Source organism: uncultured Corynebacterium sp. (assembly GCF_902782855.1).
Classification (GTDB): Bacteria; Actinomycetota; Actinomycetes; order Mycobacteriales; family Mycobacteriaceae; genus Corynebacterium.
The window spans coordinates 17,416-42,356 of the sequence record NZ_CACZOO010000144.1; the positions used below are offsets into that span (position 1 = coordinate 17,416).

Genomic DNA, 24,941 nt, shown 5'->3' on the forward strand with positions numbered 1-24,941 from the left:
AGAGGAACGACCATGCAGACCATCCTCGGAGCCAACGGCCAGATCGGCACTGGACTCGCCCACGAACTCCACGACAACTACACCACCGACCTCCGGCTCGTCAGTCGCCACCCGAAGCGGCTTCACGAGACCGACCAACTGGTCGCAGCTGACCTCATGAACCCCGGCGACACCGACGCCGCCGTCGCCGGCAGCGACATCGTCTACCTCACCGTCGGCCTGCCACCGGACAGTGACCTCTGGGCCAGACAGTTGCCGACGATGATGGCCAACACCATCGACGCCTGCGAGAAGCACGGTGCCAGGCTCGTCTTCTTCGACAACACCTACATGTACCCGATGACAGCAACACCTCAGACCGAGGACACCCCCTTCGCCCCGGTCGGCAGCAAAGGGCGAACCCGGGCCACGATGACCACCCTGCTGCTCGACGCCATGGAACAGGGCCGGGTGGCGGCGGTCATCTGCCGGGCGCCTGAGTTCTACGGCCCCGGGCAAACGCAGAGCTTCACCAACTCCCTGGTCTTCGACGCCGTCGCCGACGGGAAGAAGGCCCGCATCCCGTTAAGCGCCGACACTCGACGCAGCCTCATCTGGACCCCGGACGCCAGCCGCGCCATGGCACTGATCGGCAACACCGTCACCGCCTACGGCCAGACCTGGCACCTCCCGGTCGACACCATGCGCCCCACCTACCGGGAACTCGTCCACCTCACTTCACAGGAATGGGAACGCCAGATCGGCCTCACCGTCGTACCGAAGCCCGTGTTCGCCGTCGGGAAACTCTTCAACAGCAACATCCGTGAATTGTGGGAACTCCTCCCCCGGTACGCGGTCGACAACACCTTCGTCACGGACAAGTTCACCTCAGCGTTCCCGGGCTTCCGGGTGACGACCATCAGCGAGGGAATAGCCACCCTCCGCCGGGAGCGTGACCGAGTCTGATCGCGGCCGGTCGCCCCCGCACAAACCACCCTCCCGGATGGTTTCGGCGCACACCGTATCCTCAAGGACATGACCGCCCCCACCCCGGCACCTGACACCGCCACCGCCACCGCAACCCGCACCGACCGCCGCACGGTCACCGCCTGGGCCTTCTGGGACTTCGGCTCCGCCGCCTTCAACGCCGTCCTCGTCACCTTCATCTTCGCCGTCTACCTCACCGACTCCGTCGGCGACACACTCGGCGGCTCCGTCAGCGCGTCCACCTGGTACGGGGCGGCCATCGCCGCCGCCGGTGTCATCATCGCGGTGACAGCCCCGGTGGTCGGACGCCGCGCGGACGCGCGGGGGAAACGCCGCAGCGCGGTGCGGACGTGGACGATCGTCACAGTGGTGCTGATGCTGATGCTCGTCTTCGTCGGCGATGACGCCCCGGGCTACTTCTGGCTGGGCGCGGTGATCATGGCGGTCGCCTCGGTGACCTTCCAGTTCGCCGAGGTCGGCTACTTCGCGATGCTCAACCAGGTCTCCACGAAGGAGAACGTCGGCCGGGTCTCCGGCTTCGGCTGGGCGATGGGCTACTTCGGCGGCATCTTCCTGCTGCTGTTCTGCTACGTCGGCTTCATCGCCGGCGACGGCGACACCCGCGGCCTGTTCAACATCACCACCGACGACGGCTGGAACGTCCGCATCGTCGCCCTGATCGCCGCCGTGTGGTTCGGACTCTCCGCGATCCCGCTGTTCCGCCGCGTCCCGGAGGTCGAGCCCAACGGCACCGGGACCACCGGGTGGAAGGACTCCTACAAGGCACTGTTCCGCGACATCGCCGTACTGTGGCGCACCGACCGCAAAGCCGTGTGGTTCCTCATCTCCTCGGCCGTCTTCCGCGACGGTCTGGCCGGCGTCTTCACCTTCGGCGCGATTCTCGCGGTGTCGGTCTACGGACTGTCGGACGCCGATGTCCTCATCTTCGGTGTCGGTGCGAATATCGTCGCCGCCCTCGGGGCACTCTTCGCCGGACGCCTCGACGACCGTCGTGGCCCCGTGCCCGTCATCGCTGTCTCCCTGGTGCTCATGGTGGCGATCGCCCTGGTGCTTTTCGTCGTCTCCGGTCCGCTGATGTTCTGGATCTTCGGCCTGGCACTGTGCCTGTTCGTCGGCCCGGCGCAGTCTGCCTCCCGCTCCTACCTGTCCCGGATCTGCCCGCCGGGCCGCGAGGGTGAGATGTTCGGCCTCTACGCCACCACCGGCCGGGCGGTGAGTTGGCTCGCGCCGACGGTCTTCGCCCTGTTCACCGGGCTGGCGGGTGACGACCGGGCGGGGACCCTCGGCATCGGCCTGGTGCTGCTCGTCGGGGTGGCGCTGCTGCTGCGGACCGCGAAGTAGCCGGAGGGCGTGGCCGGCCTCAGTCGAGGAAGACCTGCATGAGCGTCATACCGAGGCGGCGTCCGAACTTGGTCCCGACCTCCAGCAGTATGCCCACCGTGGCAAACCCGAGCTTCTCATGCAGTTTCAGTGACGCCGTGTTCCCCGACTCGATCGCGGCGACCATGACGTGTGCTCCCCCTGCTCTGGCCCGGGTGAGGAGCCCGGCCATCAGCGCAGTGCCCACCCCACCGGTGCGGGCGTCGGCGGCGACGTAGACGGAGTTCTCCACGGTGTCACGGAAACCGTCGTAGTGGCGGAACTCGCCGTAGGTCGCGTAGCCGAGGACCCGGCCGTCAGCATCGACCGCTGTGAGTGCGGCCGTACCGGGAATCTGGTGGGCCCGGAGCCAGTCACGCCGGTTGCCGACATCGACGGTGTCGTTGTTCCACACCGCGACCGTGTTGACGACGGCGTCGTTGTAGATGTCGGTGATGGCGGGGAGGTCGGCGTCGCAGGTATCACGCACGGTGATGCTGGTATCGGTCACAGGCGAAGTCTATCTGCCGTCCCGCCGCAGCGGTGCGATGACCGGAAGATTCGCATACTCTCACATTACTATGTATTCTTCAATAGCCACAGCAGTGGTTTCACACATAAGTTAAGGGCATTTTTAAATGAAGCACCGCATGACATATCGCGGACGCTCCCTCACCGTCCTCACCACCGCCGTCCTGGCCGCCGCCGGCGCGGTAGCCGCCACCGTCAACGTCTTCTCTCCGGACGCCACAGCGGACCCCACCCACAACGGCAACATCGTCACCTTCGGCGATTCCTTCACCGCCAACCCCGACCAGATCCACAACTTCCTGGTCAGCGCGCCCGGCAATATCGGGGAACGGGCACGCGACTACCCGTCGACCGAAGGATGCCTCCAGGCACCGGACAACACTCCCGCGAAGCTCGGCGAGCGCACCGGACGACCGGTCTCCGACTGGTCCTGCTCCGCCCAGACCAGCCGGACGATACTCCACCGCATCGATCAGGCCGTGAGCCACGGCGCCGTCCACGATGACTCGACCGTGATCATCGCCGTGGGCATGAACGACTACGGCCCCTTCGGCGCCGCAGACAACGGAAACCTCGGTCTGATCGACCCCGCCGCCGTACAGCGCGACTACGTCGCCAACCTGCAGACCGCCGCGACGAAGATCCGTGCCGCCGCACCGCAGGCAGAGATCATCATCTCCGGGGCACTGCCGACCGTAGACCGGACCAGCACCATGTTCTGCCCGCTCAACGTCATCCCTGACGCCCCACTGGGCCTCCCCGTGCCGCTGCTGCGTGACGTGGAGAACTGGAACCGCGGCAACCAACAGCTCGCCGCCGACCGGATCGGCGCCGGGTACGTGGAAATCATCGACGGAGCCCGCGGCCACGACACCTGCGCCGCAGACGCGCAGCGCTTCGTCGCCGGTGTGATCGACACGACCACCCCGGACTACCACATGGCCTTCCACCCGTCGGCCGCCGGATCACAGTTCGTGGCGGACACCATCGCTGACCACCTCTGACCCCGTAGGAGCCTGTCGGCACCCGAGGACGACTGTGGGGGTCACAGCCGCGTCAGCGCCGAAAACGCCTCTGCAGACCATCCTGCAGAGGCGTTTTCGCTGTTCAGAGAGCTGGAGACGAGACTTGAACTCGCAACCTACGGTTTACAAGACCGTTGCGCTACCGATTGCGCCACTCCAGCGGGTGCGGAATACACCGCACGAGACTCTATCAGGCCCGTCCCCGATCCGTGGGTTCGCCCACCACCACGCAGTGTCGTAGTGTGTCGACTGACCGGACCGACGTCGGAGGGAAGTCTCTCATGGGTGGCAGCGAGACGCTCGCGCGGACACGTCTGGCGCAGTGGCGTCGTCAGGCATCAGACCTGCTGTTCGGGGGAAACCGGTCCACCATCGACACGATCCGGATGGCCCCGCCGCCCTCCCCGTTGGCGCCCGTGGACCTCACCGACCCGTTGGCGATCCACCGCGTGACCGATGTCGCCGCCCGCATCGGTGACCTGCTGCTGTCCTCGGGCACCAGCAACTCGGACACCAAGGCCCAGATCCTCGCGGTGACCTCCGCTTACGGCCTCTACGGCTGCCACGTGGACATCACCCTCAACACCATCACCGTCTACACCCGCACCATCGCCCACGCCGACCCGCCGGTCATCACCTTCCGGGTGGTCCATGCCCTGAACACCGACTTCTCCCGGCTCACAGAGGTCGACCGGCTGATCCGTTCGATCGTCAACGGGGCCACCCCGGTCGAGCAGGCCACCGCTATCGTCGAGGAACTGGAGCAGCGGCCGCTCCCCTACCGGATGAGGTGGGTCCCGCCGTCCTGGGGGATCTTCGCCGGCTTCGTCGGCCTGCTCCTCGGCGGTGGCGCGGTGGTGACGTTGATCGCCATGGTAACCACCACCATCATCATGGCGGTGAACCTCTGGCTCAGCGGAAAGCGGCTACCGCTGTTCTTCCAGAACCTCATCGGCGGCGTCATCGCGACGATCCCCGCGGCGGTGACCTACAGTTTCGCCCGTGACCTGCATGTCCACGTCTCACCCTCGATCGTCATCGCGTCCTGCATCATCGCCATGCTCGCCGGGCTGACGCTGGTCCAGGCGTTGCAGGACGGTGTCACCGGAGCGCCGGTCACCGCGTCCGCCCGGTTCTTCGAGACGGTGCTCATGACCGGCGGCATCATCGCCGGCGTGGCGATCGGCATCCAGCTGATGAGCAGGCTCGGGATGACGCTGCCCCCGCTGGACACCTCCACCCCCGACCTCGGCGGGGTCGGCGGGGTAGCACTGCGCATCCTCGGCGGGGTCGGGGCGGCGGCGTTCTTCTGCGTCGCCGAGTTCTGCGACCGTCGCGCCCTCGTCGTCGCGACGTTCACCACCTTCGTCGCCTTCACCGTCCACCAACTGGCTATGCCGGTGATAGGGCTGGACCGGGTGACCGCCGTCGGTGCGGTCGCCGTGCTCATCGGTCTGGCCGGTGGCCTGCTGTCCCGCCGGTACCTCATCCCGCCCCAGATCACCGCAATCGCCGGCATCACCCCGCTGCTGCCCGGCCTGTCACTGTACCGCGGCATGTACTCCCTGCTGTCCGACCAACTTGTCCTGGGCCTGTCGAGCCTCGGCATCGCACTGGCCACCGCCACCGCCCTGGCCGCCGGGGTGACCTTCGGCGAATGGCTCGCCCGACGCCTGCGCAAGCCCCGCATCCTGCACCGCGACCTGGGTCTGCGGCGGCCGCGGGTGCGCCGCGCACCCCGGCACTGGAAACTGCGGGTGGAGCGTGCAGGACGCAGACGGCACGGGTAGAATGGCACTCTTGCAACCGCACGACCATATCTAGAGGGAGCACCAGTGCCGCCGAAGGTCACCGACAACCAGACCACCAGCGCAGAATCCCTGCACACCGTGGAGGAGGACACCGCCGCCGCAGCGCAGCGGATCGTCGCCACCTACGCCCAGGACCATCTTGACGCAGCCACCCTGATGTGCATGCTGGGCGTCGAGCCGGAGGGTCTGATCCACCGTAAGGTTCTCGCCGAGTTCACCGAGCCTGAGCCGGAGAAGAAGACCCGGAAGAAGACGACGAAGAAGACCGCAGCGAAGAAGACCACCAAGAAGGCCGCGCCGAAGAAGACGACGAAGGCGGCCTCGAAGAAGACCGCTGACGAGGCCTGACCGTCATGCCCGTCACGCCCCGTGACATGGTCGTGGTCGCCAACCGCCTACCGGTGGACCGCACCACCGACCGCACCGGCGAGACCGTGTGGACCACCAGCCCCGGTGGCCTCGTCACCGCCCTGCGCCCGGTGCTCGAGAGCTCCCGGGGCTGCTGGGTCGGATGGCCCGGCACCACGGCCGATTCGCCGGAGGAGGAGATCCGTGCCGCGGACATGCCCGAGGGGGCGATCACCCTCCTGCCGGTGAACATGTCCACCGAGGAGTTCACGACCTATTACGAGGGTTTCTCCAATGACACCCTCTGGCCGCTGTACCACGATGTCATCGTCCACCCGGAGTTCCACCGGTCCTGGTGGCGGTCCTATATGACGGTCAACCGGCGCTTCGCCGAGGCCGCCGCCGAGGCCGCCGCACCCGGTGCGACGGTGTGGGTCCAGGACTACCAGCTCCACCTGGTACCCGGGATGCTACGGGAACTGCGTCCCGACCTGAGGATCGGGTTCTTCCTGCACATCCCGTTCCCCGCCCCGGAACTGTTCCGCCAGCTGCCGTGGCGCTGGGATGTGCTGCTCGGAACACTGGGCTCCGACCTCATCGGTTTCCACACGCCGGACTCGGCGTGGAACTTCCTCTACACCCTCCGCGCCCTCGGAGCGGACGTCTCCTTCGCCAGGGTCGGCGCGGGGGACGCCTGCGGTGCCGACGACGGCGCCGAGGGCACGGACGAGGAGGGCGTCTCCTATATCCGAGGGGCTCGCCTGCCCCGGCGGGACGCGGTGGCCGGCACGGTCCATGTCGAGGGTCCCGACGGTACCCGGCGGGATGTGCAGGTGGGTGTCTTCCCGATCTCCATCGACTCCGAGGGGGTGTCGGAGAAGGCGTCCTCCCCGGAGACCATCGCCGCAGCCTCCGCGCTGCGCCGACGGGTCGGTTCCCCGGGCGTCCTGCTGGCCGGGGTGGACCGGCTGGACTACACGAAGGGCATCCTGCAGCGGCTCAGGGCCCTCGAGCAGCTGCTGGACCGTGGCCAGCTGGACGCCGACGACGTCTGCCTGATCCAGGTCGCCACGCCCTCGCGTGAGCGGATCGACTCGTACCAGCGAACCCGCAACGACGTGGAACTGGCTGTCTCCCGGATCAACGGGCGGCACGGCAGTCTGGGCCACACCGTGGTGCACTACACCCACGCCGGACTGCCCTTCGACGAAGTGGTCGCACTGTACGCGGCGGCGGACGTCATGCTCGTCACCGCATTGAAGGACGGGATGAACCTCGTGGCGAAGGAGTACGTCGCGGCCCACTCCGACGGATCGGGGGCGCTGGTGCTCTCCGAGTTCACCGGAGCCGCCACCCAGCTCACCCAGGGCTACCTGTGCAACCCCTATGACGTCGATTCCACCGCGGCGGCGATCATGAAGGCTATCGAGTCCCCGGAGGAGGACCGGCGCGAACGGATGACCGCCATGTGGAACGAGGTCCGCGTCCACGACGTGCACGCCTGGGCGCGCCGTTTCCTCAGGACCCTGGCGGACGTGAAGTGATGCGTGGTCTCCGCCGGGTGCGTAGCGGCGTCGCGGCGACAGCTGTCCTGCTGACTCCGCTGACCGTGCTCGCGCTCACCGCCTGCGGCTCCGCCGACGCACCCGACGATGTCGTCGATGTCCGCTGGCAGGTCACAGCCGTCGGCGACGCCGGCACAGATGTCGCGACGCAGGCCCGCACCTCCTTCGCCGTGGGAGCGGACACCTTCACCGCCACCATCGGCTGCGAGCTGATCACCGGCTCGGTGGACTGGAACGGCTCCGGAGATGACGCGAGGGTGACCTTCTCAGACACGGACACGCGCACCAGCGGGGACTGCGCGCCCGGCGATTCCCACCTCGCCGAACAGATCACCGACCTGCTCGGGACCCCCGACCTGCGGTGGCGGTTCGATGACCGCAACGCGCTGCGCGAGTTCCGGCTGTGGGTCGACGGCACCCCGGAGACCGGCGTCACGTTCGCCGGGTGACGCTACCCTGGGGGATATGACTTCCCCTGTCCCCGGCCCTGTCACCGACGCTGACATCGCGGATCTGGCGTCCGCCCCCTCCCTGCTGCTCGCCCTCGACGTGGACGGCACCCTCGCCGACTTCTCCACCGATCCACTGTCCGTCCGGCTGGTGCCGGGGTCAGACCGCGCGGTCAACATCCTGCGTCGACTGCCGGACACCACCGTGATGCTGCTGTCCGGGCGTGACCTGAAGCAGCTGCGGATCATCACCGGCTTCGATCCGTTGGACACCCCCGGTCCCGACGATGTGCGCCTGGTCGGGTCGCACGGCGCGGAGCCCGCCGAGAAGGACGCCGACTCCGACGGCGCGACTGATGTCCTCACCACGGAACAGAAGGACCTGCTGGAGCAGATCACGGCGCTCGCCGAGGAGCAGGCGGAACGGGACGAGGGACTGTGGGTGGAGTACAAGCCCTTCTCCCGTGGACTGCACCGGCGTACCGCCGTCGACGCCGCCGCCGGCGAGGCTGCCACCGCGGCACTGCGGGAGGCGGTGAAGGATCTGCCGGGTGTTCACCTGACCGACGGCAAGATGATCCTCGAGGTCGCGGTGACCGACATGACCAAGGGCCGCTACCTGGAGTGGTTCACCGGTGCGACGGCCCCTGAGAAGGTCCTGTTCATGGGCGACGACACCACCGACGAGACCGCGCTACGCGTCCTGCGTCCGCAGGATCTCGGGGTGAAGGTCGGTGAGGGCGAGACCGCGGCGTCCCGCCGGGTGGCGGACACGACCGAGGTCGCTGAGGTCCTGCTCAGGATCGCGGCTGCGCGGGGGGAGACGCGACAGTGACGCCCTCGTGCCAGTGGGTGGCGAGCACGATGCGTCCGTCCGGCTCCGACCAGGAGGTGTCCGCACCGGTCCGCCGGTGACTGGGACGCAGCGCCGCCTCACGGCGACGGATCAGCGCGGCGAGCACGTTACCGCTGGTGAAGCCCTTCTCCCGGTTCGGCTGCACGACGGTCGACAGGCCCCGGTCGAGGGCACGGGGGATGCCGTCGAAGCCGGTGACGGAGAGATCACCCGGCACACTGATCCCCATCCGGTCGGTGTAGTCGAGTACGCCGAGAGCCATGGAATCCGTCGTGCAGATCACGGCGGTGAGGTCGGGATGGTTCTCCAGCAGCTCTGCGGCGGCCGAGGCGCTCGTCTCCGGGGTGTTCAGGTGACGTTCGATGACCGGCACCGACGCCCGGTCGATCCCGGCGTCCTCCAGCACGTCGAGGGCGCCGGTCACGCGGTCACGCTGGACGTGGAGATGCGCGTTCACCAGACGTTCAACACTGACCGGGCCGTTGTTGGGGGTGCGGTCCAGCCGGATGCAGAGAATACCGATGCGGGTGTGGCCGGCGTCCACCAGTGCCTGCGCGGCGGGGCGGATCGCAGTCGCGTCATCGATGCCGACGAAGTTCACACCATGGTCGTCTGCCGGTTGGTCGCAGATCACGGTGGGTATGTTGCGGGCTGTCACCGAGGCGAGGAAGGGGTCGTCTGCGGCGACGGAGTAGACGATGAACCCGTCGACGACGGCCTGGTTGACCAGCGTGGCGGGCCGGTCATCCTCACTGGTCTCCGCACCGGCGGGAATGAGCAGCATGGAGGTGTCCATACCGACGCACGCCTCGGAGATGCCGGACATGAACTCCAGGGAGGCCTGGTCCTCGAAGGCGTAGGTCATGTCATCGGTGAGAAGGACACCGATCGCGCCGGCGTGCCGGGTGCGCAGGGACCTGGCCATGGGGTCGGGACCGGAGTACCCCATGACTTCAGCGGTGCGCAGGATCCGCTCGCGCAGTTCCGTGGAGAGCTGCTCGGGGCGGTTGTAGGCGTTGGAGACGGTGGTCCGGGAGACGCCCAGCTCGGCGGCGATGGATGCGAGGGTGCCGCGTCGGCCCTGCCGGCCCTGCTGGCCCTGCCGGGGTCGGCCACTCTGCCCGCTCTGGCCGCTTGATCGGTTCACGATCGTCCAGTCTAGCCGGTGGATCAGGTCGGCCCCGCCCGACCGGGAGGAACCGGTTGCCGGCGCAGCAGGGGAACACGCACGGCAGGGCGAGCACGGGTCCGTGAAGATCCGGAGGGGGCCGTGCGATCCGCCGGAGGTTGTCGTCGCCGGGAGTCTCCGGGTCGGCTCTCCTGCGCAGGAGAACCTCCGGCACCCCCGAAACCCGGCCACCACTGCAATTGACAATCATTCCCAACAGTTTTACGTTCTTCTTCATGAGAAGCCCCCGCCACCCCCTGCGCACCGCACTCGCCGGTGCCGCCACGCTCACCCTGACACTCGGTCTCACCGCATGTTCCGGCGGATCCGACGACGCCGACGCCGACAACGCCGACCTCCGGATCGTCGCGTCCACCGCGGTCTGGGGGTCAATCGCCCAGGAGGTCATCGACGACGGGAAGGACGCCGGATCCGACCTCGACGTCCGGGTCTCCACCATTCTCTCCGGAACCGACGGCGACCCCCACGAGTACGAGGCCACCGCCCAGGACATAGCGGAGATCCGGGACGCCGACGTCGTCCTCGGCAACGGCGCGGGATACGACAACTGGCTCACCGACAATGCGGCGACCGACGCGGAGGTGATCACCGCCGCACCCACCGCCGAAGGGCACGACCACGACGACCACGACGACCACAATCACGACATCAACCCCCACGTCTGGTTCAACCTCCCCCTGGTCGAACAGTTCGCCACCAACCTCGCTTCGTACCTGCACAGCAGGGACGCGTCCTTCCCCACCACCTCCGCGTCCGTCACAGCCGACATCGCGGACGCCACCACCCGCCTGCAGGCCCTGCCGGCGGCACATGTTCTGCTGACCGAACCGGTCGCCGCACTCCTGCTCGACGGCACGGCACTCACCGACGTCACCCCGCAGGGCTTCGCCCACGCGACCCTGGAAGAGTCCGAGCCCTCCGCCGCCGACCTCGCCACCGCCCGTGGCCTCATCACCGACGGCACCGTCGACGTGCTCATCACCAATGCACAGGCCGAGACCGCGGCCGCCGGCCAACTGACCGACGCCGCCAGGGACAAAGGACTCACCGACAGGGATGCCGTGGTCAACGTCAACGAGTCCCCGGACAACGGCCAGTCCTACGTCGACTACCTCGACAATCTCGTGGGCGCGCTGGAGAAAGCCACCTCGGAGGAGACCCCCGCCAAGTGACCGCGCTGACTTTCACCGACGCCGCCGTGGAACCGCTGTGGCGTCATCTCGACCTGACCGTCGAACCGGGCGAGTTCCTGACCGTCCTCGGCCCCAACGGTGTCGGCAAGTCGACGCTGCTCGGCACCGTACTCGGCACCCGGGCGCTGAGTCACGGCGCCGTGACGGCACCCGGACGGGTCGGCTACCTTCCCCAGCAGCGCATGTTCGACCCGGATCTGCCGGTGCGTGTACGTGACCTGGTGAGCCTGGCACTCGGGCACGGCGTCCTGCGGAACCGACGTCCCCCCGGGTCCGTGGTGGACCGGGCCCTCGCCGAGGTCGGCGCCACCGGTCTTGCTGACCGACGCATCGGCACCCTGTCCGGCGGCCAGCAGCAGCTGGTACGGCAGGCACAGGCCCTCGCGGGTGACCCCGAACTGCTGCTCTGCGATGAGCCGCTGCTCAGCCTCGATCTGCGGGCCCAGCGTGCGGTGGTCGGACTGCTGGACCGCCGCCGCCGCGCACACGGCACGGCCGTCATCTTCGTCACCCACTCGGTCAACCCGGTCCTGGAGGTCACCGACCGCGTCCTCTATCTCGGGCCGGACGACCATGTCATCGGCACTGTCGAGGAGGTCATGACGACCGAGGTGCTGTCACGGCTGTACGGTACACATGTCGAGGTCGCCGAGGTCAACGGAAAGCTGGTGGTGGTGTGAGCACCTGGGATCTGCTCCAGGTCGACTTCGTCCAGCACGCGCTGTGGGCGTCCCTGCTCCTCGGCATCGTCTCCGGGGCCGTCGCCCCGCTGATCGTCATGCGCAAGATGAGCTTCGCCGCGCACGCCACCGGGGAACTCGCCCTGATGGGCGCGGCCGCCGCACTGCTGATCGGGGTGAGTGTCACCCTGGGGGCGGTACTCGGCGCGATCCTGGCGTCCGTGGTACTCGCGCTGCTCGGCATGCGTGAGCAGGATGCCACCACCGGCGTGGTCCTCGCCTTCGGCATGGGCCTGTCCGTACTGTTCATCTACCTCTACCCCGGTCGCACGTCCCAGGCCTACGCCCTGTTGACAGGGCAGATCGTGGGGGTGTCCGGGGCGTCCCTCGGGGTGCTCGCGGTGGTCACCGCGGTGGTGGTCGTCGTCGTCGGCGTGATCTGGCGTCCGCTGCTCTTCGCCACCGTCGACCCCGTGCTCGCTGCGGCGCACGGGGTGCCGGTCAAACTGCTCGCCGCGGTGTTCGCGGTAATCAGCGGCATCGTCGCATCTCAGGGGGTGCAGATCGTCGGGGCGCTGCTGCTGCTCGCACTGCTGATCACCCCGGGGGCGGCGGCGGTGAAGGTGACGGCGAACCCGGTGGTCTCCGTGGTCCTCTCCGCGGCCTTCGCCGTGGTCTCCGCGGCAGGCGGACTGGTCCTGTCACTCGGACCGGGCCTGCCGGTGAGCCCGTTCGTCACCTCGATCAGCTTCGGTATCTACCTGGTGTGCCGGATCATCGGTCACCTCCGGGGACGCCGCGTGAACCGCGACATCTCCCGCGACATCTCCCGCGACGCCACGCCCGAATTCTCCCCCACCGAACCCGGCGCGGGAACCCACCACCACCGGGAGGTCGCGCCCGGCGGCCACGGGGCGGTCACCGGACCATGAGGACTCCCCCGGGTCGTGCGGAACAGGGCCCGGGTAGGGGGGTGTGGCGGCGTGGCGGGGACGCTATCCGCGCACCCGCCGCTGCCTGGCGAACTCGCTGAGCACCACGCCTGCGGCGACCGAGGCGTTGAGTGACTCGACCGTCGAGGTCATCGGGATCGACAGGATGTCGTCACAGGTCTCCCCCACCAGCCGTGACAGGCCCTTGCCCTCCGACCCCACGACGACGACCACCGGGGTGGTGCCGTCGTAGGTGTCGAGGGTGTGACTGCCGCCGGCGTCGAGACCGACAACCTGGTAGCCGTTCTGCTGGAACTTCTTCAGTGAACGGACCAGGTTCGTCGCCCGGGCGACGGGCAGCCGCGCGGCGGTGCCGGCCGAGGTCCGCCAGGTCACCGCGGTGACCGAGGCGGAGCGTCGCTCCGGGATGACCACGCCGTGCCCGCCGAACGCGGCGACGGAGCGGATGACCGCACCGAGGTTGCGGGGGTCGGTGATGTTGTCGAGGACGACGATGAGACCGGGGCGTCCGGAATCCCTCGCCCTGTCGATGAGGTCATCGTCGGTGGCGTACGTGTACGGCGGGACCTGCAGGCCGATGCCCTGGTGCATGCCGTTGCCGGTCATGCGGTCGAGCTCGTCACGGGCGACCTCGAGCACCGGGATGCCGCGCTCGGCGGCGGTGTGCACGGCCTCCGACAGCCGGTCGTCGTTGCCGGTGCCCAGTGCCACGTAGAGGGCGGTCGACGGGACGCGCGCGTGGAGGCACTCGATAACAGGGTTACGCCCCACCACCAGCTCGGGCGTGGTGTCCGGGTCCCTCTTCGCCTGGCGGCCGGAATCCCGGCGTTCAGCGGCCTTCTTCGCCTTGTACTTCGCGTGGTAGACGCGGTCCTCCGCCTTCGGGGTCGCCTTCTTGCCCTTGAGCCCCCGCCGGACCTGCCCGCCGGACCCCTTTGTCGATCCCTTGCGCTCGGTCTTGCGCACCGCGCCACGGCGCCTGTCGTTTCCTGCCATGGGGGCCATACTATCCGTCTGTACCGGTCAACCTCTATTCATGACCCTGTCCCCCGCGCGGTGGTGGGCGTATCCTGATCGGTCATGGAAACCACGCCACCGTTCTCGGCATCCTCACCATCCTCGCTCTCCACCGGGTCGCTCACCCGCACCGAACGCCTCGACCGGCTACCGGTGAAGAAGAAGCACACGAGACTGCTCACCGGCTCGGGCATCGGCTGGGCACTCGATGCCATGGACGTCGGACTCATCGGTTTCATCATGGCGGCCCTGACCGTCCACTGGGATCTCTCCAGGACGGAAACCTCCTGGATCGCCTCGATCGGATTCATCGGCATGGCCCTGGGTGCGACCTTCGGGGGCCTGCTCGCCGACCGGTTCGGACGCCGCCACGTCTTCGCCGTCACGCTGCTGGTCTACGGCCTGGCGACGGGAGCGGCGGCCCTGTCCACCGGGCTGGTCATGCTGCTCGTACTGAGGTTCATCATCGGACTGGGCCTGGGCGCGGAACTGCCGGTGGCGTCCACCCTGGTCTCGGAGTTCTCACCGCGTGCGGTACGTGGCCGGATGGTTGTCCTGCTCGAGGCGTTCTGGGCGGTCGGGTGGATCGCTGCGGCAATCATCGGCACGCTGGTGGTCCCGATGAACGACGACGGCTGGCGCTGGGCCTTCGCCATCGGAGTCATCCCCGCAGCCTATGCGTTGGTGGTGCGGCTCTCACTGCCGGAATCGGTGCGCTTCCTCGAGTCGAAGGGACGCCACGCCGAGGCGGAGGCCACGGTCCGCGAATTCGAGGCGAGTGAACCGACGGCCGGGTTCCTTCAGGCACCGACCCCGTCCGCGACCGACCGTATCCTCGACGAATCCCAGCGGGACGCCGCGATCACCGGTTCCGCCGAACCGGTGGACTCCATCTGGGCGCCGTCGATGCGCCGGCGCACCGCCGCGTTCTGGACCGTGTGGTTCTGCATCAACCTCAGCTACTACGGGGCGTTCACGTGGATCCCGTCGATCCTGGCGTCCAACGGGTACTCCCTGGTGAAGTCCTTCACCTTCACCCTGATCATCACCATCGCACAGTTGCCCGGCTACGCCTGCGCGGCCTGGCTCATCGAGAAGTGGGGACGCCGCATCACGCTCACCACCTTCCTCATCGGCTCGGCGTGCGCCGCCGGGCTCTACGGACTGGCGGACGCCGAGTGGTCGATCATCGTCGCCGGCTGCCTGCTGTCCTTCTTCAACCTCGGTGCCTGGGGTGCGCTCTACGCCGTCGGGCCGGAGCTGTACCCCACTCCGATGCGGGCGACAGGGACGGGCGCGGCGACCGGCTTCGGACGCATCGCCTCGATCATCGCCCCGCTCATCGTGCCGCCACTGCTGGTCTTCGGTGGCACCGGTATCCTCTTCGCCCTGTTCGGTGTGGCCTTCGCCATCGCCGCGGTGGCCGCGTTCACCCTGCCGGAGCTCAAGGGCACCGCGCTGGCGGAGCGGTAGGTTTTTTTGGGGGGGTGTCCCTCCGTCAGCACCGGTACCGAGCGTGCTGCAGAGGCGCTGCTGTGTCGCCGGTGTCGCCGCCAGTGTCGCCGCCGGAACCGAGCGTGCTGCAGTGTCGCTACCAGTACCGTGATGCGGAAGTCAGGTACCTGATTACCGCATCTCGGTACTGGTGGCAGATGTGCTGCCATCTCGGTACTGGTGGCTGCAGGTCATGGAGCGATCAGTCCTCTCGCATAGCTCCGCCAGGCCGAAGCGCATCTGCTACGACCACCTGATTCTTCCCGTAATCCGTCGGCGGAGGACGGGTTCCCCGTTTCCCCGGAGACTCCGGATGCACTATCCGGTGACCGGTGAGAGTCGGGGCACTTACGCATCGTCGATGGGCTGGCCACACTCGGCCGCGATCCCGCCCTCACCGATGAAGGCGTGGAGACCCTGGAATTCGTCCAGAATCAGTCCGACGCAGAACCGATGACGCTCCCGACCGTCCTCGGCATCGGTCAGCGAACCTCCTCATGCAACATGTTCACGGTACTCACAGATCCCGCTGTCCCCGCCACAGAATCCCGGATCTGTGAGCGCCGCAGTCCGTGGACAGTGTGTTCGGGACGCATGGGTCACCCCTGACACACCACCAGTTCATCGGCGTCCTGCACTGCGCCGAGGGCACCACCCGCAGGTCCAGCCGTCCGCACCCGGGTGTTCCACACCTCAGCGGAACGGGCGGTCTGTCACCGGAAGACTGCGCGGCAACCCGTCCCCGCACCGTCAGCGCCCACCGGAACGACTTCCGGCACCGGAAGATCCGGTGGCAGGACTCCGGTCACCAACTACCCCAGCGACCAGGTCGCACCGTCCGCCGAATCGGCGACGGCGATGCCGGCCGACTTCAACCGGTCGCGCACGGCGTCCGCGGTGGCGTAGTCCTTCTCTGCACGCGCCGTCGCCCGGCGCTCCAGCTCGGCACGCACCAGCACGTCAAGGGCATCAAGAGCCTCGGAGGACGCCCCGGCGCCGATGCCCTGGCCACGACCCCGGGAATCCTCCCCGGCCCAGGTGTCCGAGAGCGGGTCCACGCCGAGGACGCCCATCATCGCGCGCACCTCACCTGCGATCCGCCCGACAACGTCACGGTCACCGGCGTCGAGCGCGGCATTGCCCGAACGCACGGCGTCCTGGATGACGGCGAGCGCGGCGGGCACGGCGAGGTCGTCGTCCAGGGCCTCCTCGAACTCCGGACGCCACTGACCGACAACGACCGAATCAGCACCCAGCAGCTCCACCGCCCGGTCGAGGAACTTCTCGATCTTCCGGAAACCGGCGGCGGCGTCCTGCAGGGCCTTCTCCGAGTACTCCAGCATCGAGCGGTAGTGCGCCGAGCCGAGGTACCAGCGCAGCTCGATCGGCCGCACCTGGGTCAGCACGTTGGGCACGGAGAGCACGTTGCCCAGGGACTTCGACATTTTCTCCCCCGACATCGTCACCCAGCCGTTGTGCATCCAGTGGTTGGCGAAGGCGTCCCCCGCGGCGTGCGCCTGGGCTGCCTCGTTCTCGTGGTGCGGGAACTGCAGGTCCATCCCACCGGCGTGGATGTCGAAGGATCCGCCGAGATACTTCCGGGACATCGCCGAGCACTCGATGTGCCACCCGGGACGGCCGAAGCCCCACGGGGTGTCCCAGCCGGGCTCGCCTGGCTTCGCTGCCTTCCACAGGGCGAAGTCACGCGGGTCCTCCTTGCCGGCGGCGGCGTCCTCCCCCTGGTCGAGCTCGTCGAGCTTCTGGTGGGACAGGAAACCGTAGTCCGGCACCTGCGCGGTCCGGCAGTACACCGATCCGTCGGCGGTGGCGTAGGCCAGACCGTTGTCGATGATGCGCCGGATATAGGCGATCATCTCCGGGATGTGCCCGGTCGCCCGGGGTTCGATCGACGGCGGGGTGACGCCCAGCAGGTCGTACGCGCGGGTGAAGGCACGCTCGTGGGTCGCCGCCCACTCCCACCAGGGGCGGTTGTTCTCCGCGGACTTGGCGAGGATCTTGTCGTCGATGTCGGTAACATTGCGGACGAACGCGACATCGAGACCCTTCGCCGTGAGCCAGTTACGCAGGATGTCGAAGGCCACACCGGAACGCACGTGCCCGATGTGCGGAACGGACTGCACGGTCGCACCGCACAGGTAAACGCTCGCATGCCCCTCCCGCAGGGGGACGAAGTCACGGAGTTCACGGGTCGCGGTGTCGAAGATGCGCAGAGTCACACCGTCATTGTAGGAGAGAAGCAGATGAAACTTGCCACAGCCCGGATCGACGGCGCGGGAACCGTCGCCACCGTCCTCGTCGACGACAGCACCACCGCAGACGCCGCCACCATCACCGGCCGCGTGGTGGAGCGCTGCGATCTCGGCACCCTGCTGGCGAAGACCCCCGGTGACCTCACCGCCAAGGTGGAGACCGGCCTGCGCCGCGACGGAACCGCCGTCACCCTGGGCCGCGCCGACCTCCTCCCGCTGATCCCCCGGCCGGGCAAGGCACTGTGCGTCGGCCTGAACTACCGGGAGCACATCGTGGAGATGGGGCACCCCGTCCCCGAGCACCCGACCCTGTTCGCCAAGTTCGCCACCGCCCTGACCGGGCCGTTCACCGACGTCACTGTGCCGGAGCACCTGTCCGCGAAGGCCGACTACGAGGGCGAGCTGGCGGTCGTCATCGGCCGCCGCCTTGCCGGCGCCGCCGGTGGTGCCTCCGAGGAGGACGCCCGTGCCGCCATCGTCGGCTACGCGGTCGCCAACGACTTCTCGCAGCGCGACTGGCAGTACCGCACGCAGCAGTGGCTGCAGGGCAAGAACCTCGACGCGTCCTCCGGCCTCGGTCCCTGGCTGACCACGGGCGTCGACCCCGTCGCCGAGGGTGCGGTGCTGCGCACCCGGGTCAACGGGGAACTGCGCCAGGAGCACTCCACCGCCGACCTGGTGTTCAAGCCGGTGGACCTGGTGCGTTACATCTCCGAGTTCACGACCCTGGAGCCGGGTGACGTCATCATCACCGGCACCCCGGAAGGTGTGGGCGCCGGGACGGACCGCTTTCTCGCCGACGGCGACGTGGTCACCGTGGAGATCGACGGCCTCGGTTCCGTGGAGACGACCGTCCGGATCGGATGATTTTGCTAGGGTGTACTAAAAGCTGACGCCAGCGTCGATCACCAGTGATCCCCACCCGAGGAGAATGCCGATGACCATCACCCTGTCTCTCCGATCCCCCGTCGCCCGCCGTTCCGCCGCCGTCGCCGCAGCCGCCGTCCTCGGCCTCGGGATTGCCGCCTGCTCGGGCGACGACGATACTCCGGAGGACGCCAACGCGCGGGCCTCCGAGGCCGCCGAGCAGGCGATCTCCGAGCTCGACCAGGGGACGGGGGAAGGCAGCCCCGACACCCCGGACACCCCCGCCGGCGACCCCGGTGACCCGCAGATCACCGCGGACAGGACCCAGGATCTCGCCGACGGTGACGAGATCACCGTCACCGTCCGCGGTCTCGACACCTCGGCCGGGTACTACCTGGGGATCTGCAAGGTCGGCACCGGAGCGGACGCGGCGGGCGAGGGCGGTGCACCGGACTGCACCGGCGACCGTTCCTCCTCGAAGTGGATCGCCGCGGCTTCCGAGCAGCGCGCCACCGATCATTTCGATACCGACGGCAATGCCGAGGTCACCCTCACCGTCGCTGAGCGGGGGGACGCCGTGGACTGCTCCGTCGACGAGTGCGCCATCAAGGTCTTCGGCGACCACAAGAACGGGTTCCGCGCCGTGGGCGAGGCCCCGGTCGCCTTCGCGTCCTGACCCCACCCCGACCCCGGGGCCCGACCCGGAACTTGTTCACGGGACCTGTTTGCGGGGCTCTGCGGAGCGTCAGTCCTCGTCGAGCTCCTCATCGAGGTCGACGGTGTGCTTCGGATCCTCACCGGCGGCTGCGGCGGCACGGGCGGCGGCTGCGGCCTCACGGTGGCGGACCACTGCGTGTTCCAGCCAGCCGATGACCTCGTCGGCCTTCTTGTCGTCGACACCCTCGGCGAGCGCGAGCTCCCCGACGAGCACCTGACGGGCCTTGGCCAGCATGCGCTTCTCGCCGGCGGACAACCCGCGGTCCTGGTCGCGGCGCCACAGGTCGCGGACGACCTCGGCGACCCGGTTGACGTCGCCGGAGGCGAGACGCTCCTGGTTCGCCTTGTAGCGACGGGACCAGTTACCCGCCTCCTCGACATCGGTCTCGCGCAGGACCGAGAAGACCTTCTGCAGCCCCTCCTCGCCGACGACATCGCGCACGCCGACGAGCTCCGCGTTGGCCGCCGGAACCTTCACCAGAAGATCACCCTGGAGGATACGTAGAACCAGGTAGTCGACGGTCTCGCCCTTGAACTCCCGCTGCTCGATTCCCTTGACCTCTGCGGCACCGTGGTGGGGGTAGACGACAACGTCCCCGATGTTGAACTCCATGACGGTCAAGTCTACCACCGCGCTCCCCCCGCCCTCCCCCGCCAGGGCCGCTCCGGCGGGCCGCTGAGTAGGTAACCGCGGTGTGCAGGGGCTACGCTGGACCTCGACTGCAGTACGACGTATGCCTCAATGGAGGAGAAGACAGTGAAGCACCTGAAGTCCCCCGCCGCCCGCGGCGCACTCGCCCTGGCCGCCGGTTCCGTGGCACTGACCCTCACCGCCTGCGGTGCCGGCCAGATCTCGCAGACCGCCAACCAGGTCCCCGCCGTGAACGGCACCAACGGTCAGATCGGTGACGCGGTGGTCCGCGACGTGAGCCTGATCATCCAGGAGGACAACTCGGTGGCGCTGAAGTTCAACGCCTCCAACCAGGCCATCAAGGACAACCCGATCACACTGTCCTCCGTCAAGGTCGAGGACGCCACCTTCGACCTCGGCGGCGCGAAGACCATCGACGGCCGCTGCAACCTTGTCGCGGATTCCGCCCAGGGTCTCGAGGACATGCGGGCGGACGCCGCCGACGCGGCCCTCGGCGCCGACTCCTGCACCAAGTACCTGGCCACCTCGCTCGAGGGTGCTGACTTCTACCCGGGCGCGTCCCGCAACGTCACCTTCACCTTCGACGAGGGCCAGATCGAGATCAACGCCCCGATCGCGTCCTACTACGCCCCGGCAGGCGCCCTGCACCGCGACCAGGACGGCGTGACCAAGGACGGCGGCAAGCTCGGCGACCTTCCCGCCCACTAGGCGGCATCAGGCCGACGACCTGACTCATCGAACGCGCGTTCCCCTTGTACGGGTGGCGCGCGTTCTCCGTGTCCGGGTCGCGGATAGGCTGTCATCCATGGCGAAGAAGTCCCCAGGCTACGAATGCTCCTCCTGCGGCCACCGCGTGTCCAAGTGGGTGGGCAGGTGCCCGTCCTGCGGTGGATGGGGAACCGTGGAGGAGGTCTCACCCGCACTTCTCACTGCGTCCACCCCGGCGACCGGAGCAGGTTCGCGGAGAGGGGTGGTGTCCCTGTCCGGTCTGGCACCCGCCTCACCTGCCCGGAAGGTCACCGACATCGACCCCACCGGGGCGGTGCACCGGCCCAGCGGCATCGGCGAACTCGACCGCGTTCTCGGCGGTGGTGTGGTGCCCGGCAGTGCGGTTCTGCTGGCCGGGGAACCCGGCGTCGGCAAGTCGACACTGCTGCTCGAGGTCGCCAACCGGTGGGCGCGGCAGGAGCGCAGCGTCCTGTACATCACCGCCGAGGAATCGGTCGGTCAGGTCCGGCAGCGGGCCGGGCGCACCGACGCCCTGTCACCGAACCTCTGGCTCGCCGCCGAACATGACCTGGAGACCGCCCTGGGGCAGATCGAGGTGACCCGTCCCGAACTGGTCATCGTGGATTCGTTGCAGACCCTGCACGCCACCGGGGTGGAGGGGGTGGCCGGTGGTGTGGCGCAGACCCGGGCCGTCGCCGCGGCACTGACCACCTTCGCCAAGACCACCGGCATCCCGGTGCTCCTGGTCGGTCACGTCACCAAGGACGGCGCCGTCGCGGGCCCGCGGACCGTCGAGCACCTGGTGGACGTGGTGCTGCAGTTCGAGGGCGACAGGCACAGCGCACTGCGGTTCCTCCGCGGTCAGAAGAACCGTTTCGGGGCCACCGATGAGGTCGGCTGTTTCGAGCAGACCGGCGAGGGGATCCGGGAGGTTCCCGACCCCTCCGGCCTGTTCCTCAACCAACGGGACGAACCGGTCTCGGGTACGGCGGTCACCGTGCTCATGGACGGACGACGTGCGATGCCCGGGGAGATCCAGACGCTCGCCCTGGACACCGACCAGCACAATCCCCGCCGGGTGGTGACCGGCGTCGACACCGGTCGGGTGGCGACCATCCTCGCCGTGCTCGCCCGTCGCTGCGGCATCGATCTCATGGGGCACGAGGTGTACGTGGCGACGGTCGGCGGCATGAGGATCAGTGAACCGGCGGCGGATCTGGCCACCGCGATCGCGCTGGCCTCCACCCGGCATGACAGGGTCCTGCCGGACGGTCTCGTCGCAGTCGGCGAACTCGGGTTGGGAGGTGAGGTCCGGCGCGTCCCGGATCTCCGCCTGCGACTGTCCGAGGCCGCCAGACTGGGGTTCACCTCGGCCATCGTGCCGGCGTCCACCCGCGACGCCGACCGGGTGCGGGTGAAGGGCCTGCGCATCATCCCCGTACGGACGTTGGGTGAGGCCCTGGACCACCTGGGGCTGGCCGGACGCGCCGAGCGCAGGCACCCGGAGCGCCGGAGGCGGGACCGGGACTGACCGCTCCCCGGTGCTCAGGCGAGGTTGAAGGTGCCCGGTTCGGACACCTTGTCACCGAGGTGCCCGTAGAGCAGGAAAGCCCCGGTGCCGGCATCCGCCCGGTCGGTGCACTCGTCCGGGGCTGAGGTGGTGCGCGACCAACCGTTCAGTGCGAAGTTGCGGGATTCCCCGGCGGTCAGGTCAATGTCCTGGGTCACTGTCGGCTCGTTGCAGTCCGTGTCACCCCAGATCCGCTCGTAGGAGGCGAGGTTGAAAACCTCGAAGCTCATCGGGTTCGCCGCGAGATCCACGGTGCAGTCGGCCCCGGAGGTGTTGGTGACGCTCATGATGAAGTCCGGAAGCTGACCTGCGGCGTACGTCGGGGCGCCGGCGCGGACCTCCAGCCGCAGCACGTCCGGGGAGCAGACGGTGCCCGGCTCAACGGCCCCGGTGGTCTCCCCGTCCCGGTGGTCGGCGGCACTCCCCTGCCCGGAGGTGCCGGTCGCCTCCTGTGTCGACGCCCCGGCGGAGCGGGCGGACCCGGTCGCGCCCGTGGCACGGGACACGGTGCCGGAGGTCGTCACAGGACCCGTTGAACCGTCCGCCACGGAGTCTGATCCGCCACCACCGGTGATCGCGCGGACGATGAGCACCAGTACCACGACAATCGCCAGCAGTCCGACCCCGGCGGCGATACGACGGCGACGGTAGATCTCCGGGGGCAGGGGGCGGTTGTACGGACTCGTGGGCTGGCTCACGCCGACCAGTCTATCCAGCGGATGCCCGGCTTTCCGGTCACGACACGGTCACGACACGATCACGACACCGCCACGCCACAGCCACGCCACAGCCACTCCCGGTGCCGCCGCCGGTCTGTGCCCGGTCTGTGCCCGGCCTGTGCCCGGCGCGTGCCCGGCACGTGCCCGGCACGTGCCCGGCACCTGCTCAGTCCAACGGCTGCCGGGGGACACCGTCGATGGTCGTCCCGTAGTTCACGACTGGTTCGGTCAACCCGTCGGACAGCCGGTAGCGCATGCCGACGACCCCCACGGTGCCCTCCTTCAGCCGGTGGAGGATCTGCGGGGAGCGGTCCACGATGTGCGCCGCGATCTCCACGACGTGGTGACGCTCGAAGTCCGCGGTGGACTCCCTGCCCTGCGCGCGGGACGCCAGGAGCGAGGGTGTCACCTTCTCCACCAGTACCCGTTGGAAACCGGAGGGCAGCTCACCGGTCTCCAGAGCCTTCTGCGCGGCGCCGACCGCACCACAGCTCTCGTGGCCGAGCACCACGACCAACGGGACGCCGAGACCGACGACCGCGAACTCCAGCGACGCCAGCACCGAGAGGTCGGTGATCTCCCCGGCGGTGCGGATGACGAAGATGTCACCGAGGCCCTGGTCGAAGATGATCTCCACCGGGACACGTGAGTCGGAACAGGCCAGAACGACGGCGAAGGGACGCTGTCCGGTGGTCATCAGTTCACGACGGGCGCCGTCCTGCCGGGGGTGGGCGGATTCCTCGGCCATGAACCGGGCGTTACCGCGGATGAGGGAATCCAGCGCCTCCTGTGGGGTGCGGGACGCCGCGGACACTGCAGTCTGATCTGTGGTCATGGAAAACTATTGTGCCACCCCCGTGCCGCCGGGCCGGATCAGACCTGCCGCCGGCGCCCACCGGTTGGTCCGACGCCCGCCGCTGAGGCACAGTGGACCATCATGACAGCACCCGCTTCCGCCGACCGCGCCCCGTCAGAGCCCCACCGTGCGCCCGGTGCGCCGCACTCACTGGGAGAACTGCTCAACGAGTGGTTCGACCGGACCGCCCGTCCGCTGCCCTGGCGTGAGCCCGGCACAACCGCCTGGGCGGTGGTTCTCAGTGAGGTCATGTCGCAGCAGACCCCCGTCGCCCGCGTGGAACCGCTGTGGCGGGACTGGATGGAGCGGTGGCCGACCCCGACGGATCTGGCTGCTGCCCCCGTCGACGAGGTTCTCCGTGCCTGGGCGAACCTCGGCTACCCGCGCAGGGCGCTGCGGCTGCGCGAGTGTGCCCGGACGATCGTCGCGCGGCACGGTGGCGAGGTCCCCTCGACCGTTTCCGAGCTGCTCGCCCTGCCCGGTATCGGCGGCTACACCGCCAGGGCTGTCGCCGCCTTCGCCTTCGGGACGGCGGTCCCGGTCGTGGACACGAATGTCCGACGGGTCCAGCGCCGGATCGTGCGCGGGGAGTACCTGCAGGGCCCGGCGAAGGCCCGCGATCTCGCCGACGTCGCCGACCTCATGCCGTGGGTCGACGAGGACCCTGACCTGACGAAACGCGGTTACACCAGCCCGCTGCACGACCGTGGACGCCGCCGTGAGGCGTTGGGGATGTGCGCCTCCCTCATGGAGCTCGGGGCGACGGTGTGCACAGCCCGGTCCCCGCGCTGCGGGGAGTGCCCGGTCGCCTCACGTTGCCGCTGGCTTGCCCTGGGGCGCCCCGAGCCCTCCGATGCCGCGAAGGCGGAGGCGAAGCGGCGGGTGCAGAAGTTCGAGGGCACCGACCGTCAGGTGCGTGGCCGGATCATGGCGGTGCTGCGTGCCCGGGGGTCGGCGGAGAGCTTCCCGGATTCCGGCCCGGACGCCGCACAGCGTGACCGTGCCCTGGCGTCCCTGCTCGCCGACGGACTGGTGGAACGCCACGACGGGGGCTACCGCCTGCCGCGGTAGCCCCCGTCGGGGCGGAGGCGTCAGGATGACGTC

The 24,941-nt window shown here is 68.7% G+C and carries 24 protein-coding genes and 1 tRNA gene; 17 read left to right on the forward strand and 8 right to left on the reverse strand.

The genetic code is table 11. From position 1 onward, the window contains the following. Nucleotides 1–12: 12 nt before the first annotated feature. A complete protein-coding gene (locus QZV72_RS06710) occupies nt 13–945 on the forward strand; it encodes an NAD-dependent epimerase/dehydratase family protein (protein WP_297006534.1) in 933 nt (310 codons plus the stop codon). A 69-nt stretch (nt 946–1,014) separates the two neighbouring features. Then, on the forward strand, nt 1,015–2,328 hold the full coding sequence (locus QZV72_RS06715) for an MFS transporter (protein WP_297006535.1): 1,314 nt from the start codon (nt 1,015–1,017) through the stop codon (nt 2,326–2,328). Nucleotides 2,329–2,347: 19 nt separating this feature from the next. On the opposite strand, the gene QZV72_RS06720 is transcribed toward QZV72_RS06715, so the two are convergent. Then, nucleotides 2,348–2,857, reverse strand: coding sequence for a GNAT family N-acetyltransferase (locus QZV72_RS06720; protein WP_297006537.1), 510 nt, complete (start codon nt 2,855–2,857; stop codon nt 2,348–2,350). A gap of 139 nt (nt 2,858–2,996) precedes the next feature. On the opposite strand from QZV72_RS06720, the gene QZV72_RS06725 reads away from it, so the two are divergent. Next, entirely contained in the window at nt 2,997–3,881 is an 885-nt protein-coding gene (locus QZV72_RS06725; RefSeq protein WP_297006539.1) for a GDSL-type esterase/lipase family protein, read from the forward strand. Between the two features lie 109 nt (nt 3,882–3,990). On the opposite strand, the gene QZV72_RS06730 is transcribed toward QZV72_RS06725, so the two are convergent. Beyond that, a tRNA-Thr gene (locus QZV72_RS06730) sits at nt 3,991–4,063 on the reverse strand. Between the two features lie 120 nt (nt 4,064–4,183). Between QZV72_RS06730 and QZV72_RS06735 the strand changes: the two genes are divergently transcribed. From QZV72_RS06735 to otsB, 5 genes are read left to right on the forward strand one after another with little or no spacing between them, the layout of a single operon-like run. Continuing rightward, nucleotides 4,184–5,692: a threonine/serine exporter ThrE gene (locus tag QZV72_RS06735; RefSeq protein ID WP_297006540.1), complete on the forward strand. Its 1,509-nt coding sequence runs from the start codon at nt 4,184–4,186 to the stop codon at nt 5,690–5,692. Nucleotides 5,693–5,737: 45 nt separating this feature from the next. Further along, a complete protein-coding gene (locus QZV72_RS06740; RefSeq protein ID WP_297006541.1) occupies nt 5,738–6,061 on the forward strand; it encodes a hypothetical protein in 324 nt (107 codons plus the stop codon). Between the two features lie 5 nt (nt 6,062–6,066). Then, a complete protein-coding gene (locus tag QZV72_RS06745) occupies nt 6,067–7,605 on the forward strand; it encodes a trehalose-6-phosphate synthase (protein ID WP_297006543.1) in 1,539 nt (512 codons plus the stop codon). Further along, entirely contained in the window at nt 7,605–8,075 is a 471-nt protein-coding gene (locus tag QZV72_RS06750) for a hypothetical protein (RefSeq protein ID WP_297006545.1), read from the forward strand. The genes QZV72_RS06745 and QZV72_RS06750 overlap by 1 nt, the downstream gene beginning before the upstream one ends. 16 nt (nt 8,076–8,091) lie before the next feature. Next, the gene (gene otsB / locus QZV72_RS06755) at nt 8,092–8,910 is read left to right on the forward strand and encodes a trehalose-phosphatase (protein ID WP_297006547.1); all 819 of its coding nucleotides are present in this window, start codon (nt 8,092–8,094) and stop codon (nt 8,908–8,910) included. Here the strand turns inward: otsB and QZV72_RS06760 are convergent. Then, on the reverse strand, nt 8,873–10,078 hold the full coding sequence (locus tag QZV72_RS06760; RefSeq protein WP_297006549.1) for a LacI family DNA-binding transcriptional regulator: 1,206 nt from the start codon (nt 10,076–10,078) through the stop codon (nt 8,873–8,875). The two genes, otsB and QZV72_RS06760, sit on opposite strands and share 38 nt — an antisense overlap. A gap of 257 nt (nt 10,079–10,335) precedes the next feature. On the opposite strand from QZV72_RS06760, the gene QZV72_RS06765 reads away from it, so the two are divergent. Genes QZV72_RS06765 through QZV72_RS06775 form a run of 3 tightly spaced genes read left to right on the forward strand, consistent with a single transcriptional unit; the run spans nt 10,336 to nt 12,925 of the window. Beyond that, entirely contained in the window at nt 10,336–11,292 is a 957-nt protein-coding gene (locus QZV72_RS06765) for a metal ABC transporter solute-binding protein, Zn/Mn family (RefSeq protein ID WP_297006551.1), read from the forward strand. Continuing rightward, entirely contained in the window at nt 11,289–11,993 is a 705-nt protein-coding gene (locus tag QZV72_RS06770; RefSeq protein ID WP_297006552.1) for a metal ABC transporter ATP-binding protein, read from the forward strand. Before QZV72_RS06765 ends, QZV72_RS06770 begins: the two co-directional genes overlap by 4 nt. Then, complete coding sequence (locus tag QZV72_RS06775; protein ID WP_297006553.1) at nt 11,990–12,925, forward strand: metal ABC transporter permease; 936 nt, start codon at nt 11,990–11,992, stop codon at nt 12,923–12,925. The genes QZV72_RS06770 and QZV72_RS06775 overlap by 4 nt, the downstream gene beginning before the upstream one ends. Before the next feature lie 63 nt (nt 12,926–12,988). Here QZV72_RS06775 and rlmB read toward each other — a convergent pair whose 3' ends face one another. Further along, nucleotides 12,989–13,942: a 23S rRNA (guanosine(2251)-2'-O)-methyltransferase RlmB gene (gene rlmB, locus QZV72_RS06780; RefSeq protein WP_297006554.1), complete on the reverse strand. Its 954-nt coding sequence runs from the start codon at nt 13,940–13,942 to the stop codon at nt 12,989–12,991. Between the two features lie 84 nt (nt 13,943–14,026). Here rlmB and QZV72_RS06785 point away from each other — a divergent pair, with 84 nt between their 5' ends. Further along, nucleotides 14,027–15,436, forward strand: a complete 1,410-nt coding sequence (locus tag QZV72_RS06785) for an MFS transporter (protein ID WP_297006556.1) — start codon at nt 14,027–14,029, stop codon at nt 15,434–15,436. Nucleotides 15,437–16,269: 833 nt separating this feature from the next. Here QZV72_RS06785 and cysS read toward each other — a convergent pair. After that, nucleotides 16,270–17,694, reverse strand: coding sequence for a cysteine--tRNA ligase (gene cysS / locus QZV72_RS06790; protein ID WP_297006558.1), 1,425 nt, complete (start codon nt 17,692–17,694; stop codon nt 16,270–16,272). A 24-nt stretch (nt 17,695–17,718) separates the two neighbouring features. Here cysS and QZV72_RS06795 point away from each other — a divergent pair, with 24 nt between their 5' ends. Continuing rightward, nucleotides 17,719–18,594 (forward strand): fumarylacetoacetate hydrolase family protein, encoded by an 876-nt coding sequence (locus QZV72_RS06795; RefSeq protein WP_297006559.1) that lies wholly within the window; start codon nt 17,719–17,721, stop codon nt 18,592–18,594. A gap of 70 nt (nt 18,595–18,664) precedes the next feature. Next, nucleotides 18,665–19,270, forward strand: coding sequence for a thiamine biosynthesis protein (locus tag QZV72_RS06800; RefSeq protein WP_297006561.1), 606 nt, complete (start codon nt 18,665–18,667; stop codon nt 19,268–19,270). 69 nt (nt 19,271–19,339) lie between these two features. Here the strand turns inward: QZV72_RS06800 and QZV72_RS06805 are convergent, their stop codons facing one another. Beyond that, complete coding sequence (locus QZV72_RS06805; RefSeq protein ID WP_297006563.1) at nt 19,340–19,924, reverse strand: CarD family transcriptional regulator; 585 nt, start codon at nt 19,922–19,924, stop codon at nt 19,340–19,342. Nucleotides 19,925–20,068: 144 nt separating this feature from the next. Here QZV72_RS06805 and QZV72_RS06810 point away from each other — a divergent pair, with 144 nt between their 5' ends. Continuing rightward, the gene (locus tag QZV72_RS06810) at nt 20,069–20,671 is read left to right on the forward strand and encodes a hypothetical protein (RefSeq protein WP_297006565.1); all 603 of its coding nucleotides are present in this window, start codon (nt 20,069–20,071) and stop codon (nt 20,669–20,671) included. Between the two features lie 97 nt (nt 20,672–20,768). Continuing rightward, the gene (gene radA / locus QZV72_RS06815) at nt 20,769–22,223 is read left to right on the forward strand and encodes a DNA repair protein RadA (RefSeq protein ID WP_297006567.1); all 1,455 of its coding nucleotides are present in this window, start codon (nt 20,769–20,771) and stop codon (nt 22,221–22,223) included. Between the two features lie 14 nt (nt 22,224–22,237). Here radA and QZV72_RS06820 read toward each other — a convergent pair whose 3' ends face one another. Beyond that, nucleotides 22,238–22,960, reverse strand: a complete 723-nt coding sequence (locus QZV72_RS06820) for a hypothetical protein (protein WP_297006569.1) — start codon at nt 22,958–22,960, stop codon at nt 22,238–22,240. A gap of 187 nt (nt 22,961–23,147) precedes the next feature. Then, nucleotides 23,148–23,816, reverse strand: a complete 669-nt coding sequence (locus tag QZV72_RS06825) for a carbonic anhydrase (RefSeq protein ID WP_297006571.1) — start codon at nt 23,814–23,816, stop codon at nt 23,148–23,150. Between the two features lie 102 nt (nt 23,817–23,918). Here QZV72_RS06825 and QZV72_RS06830 point away from each other — a divergent pair, with 102 nt between their 5' ends. Further along, on the forward strand, nt 23,919–24,908 hold the full coding sequence (locus QZV72_RS06830) for an A/G-specific adenine glycosylase (protein WP_297006573.1): 990 nt from the start codon (nt 23,919–23,921) through the stop codon (nt 24,906–24,908). Nucleotides 24,909–24,941: the final 33 nt, after the last annotated feature.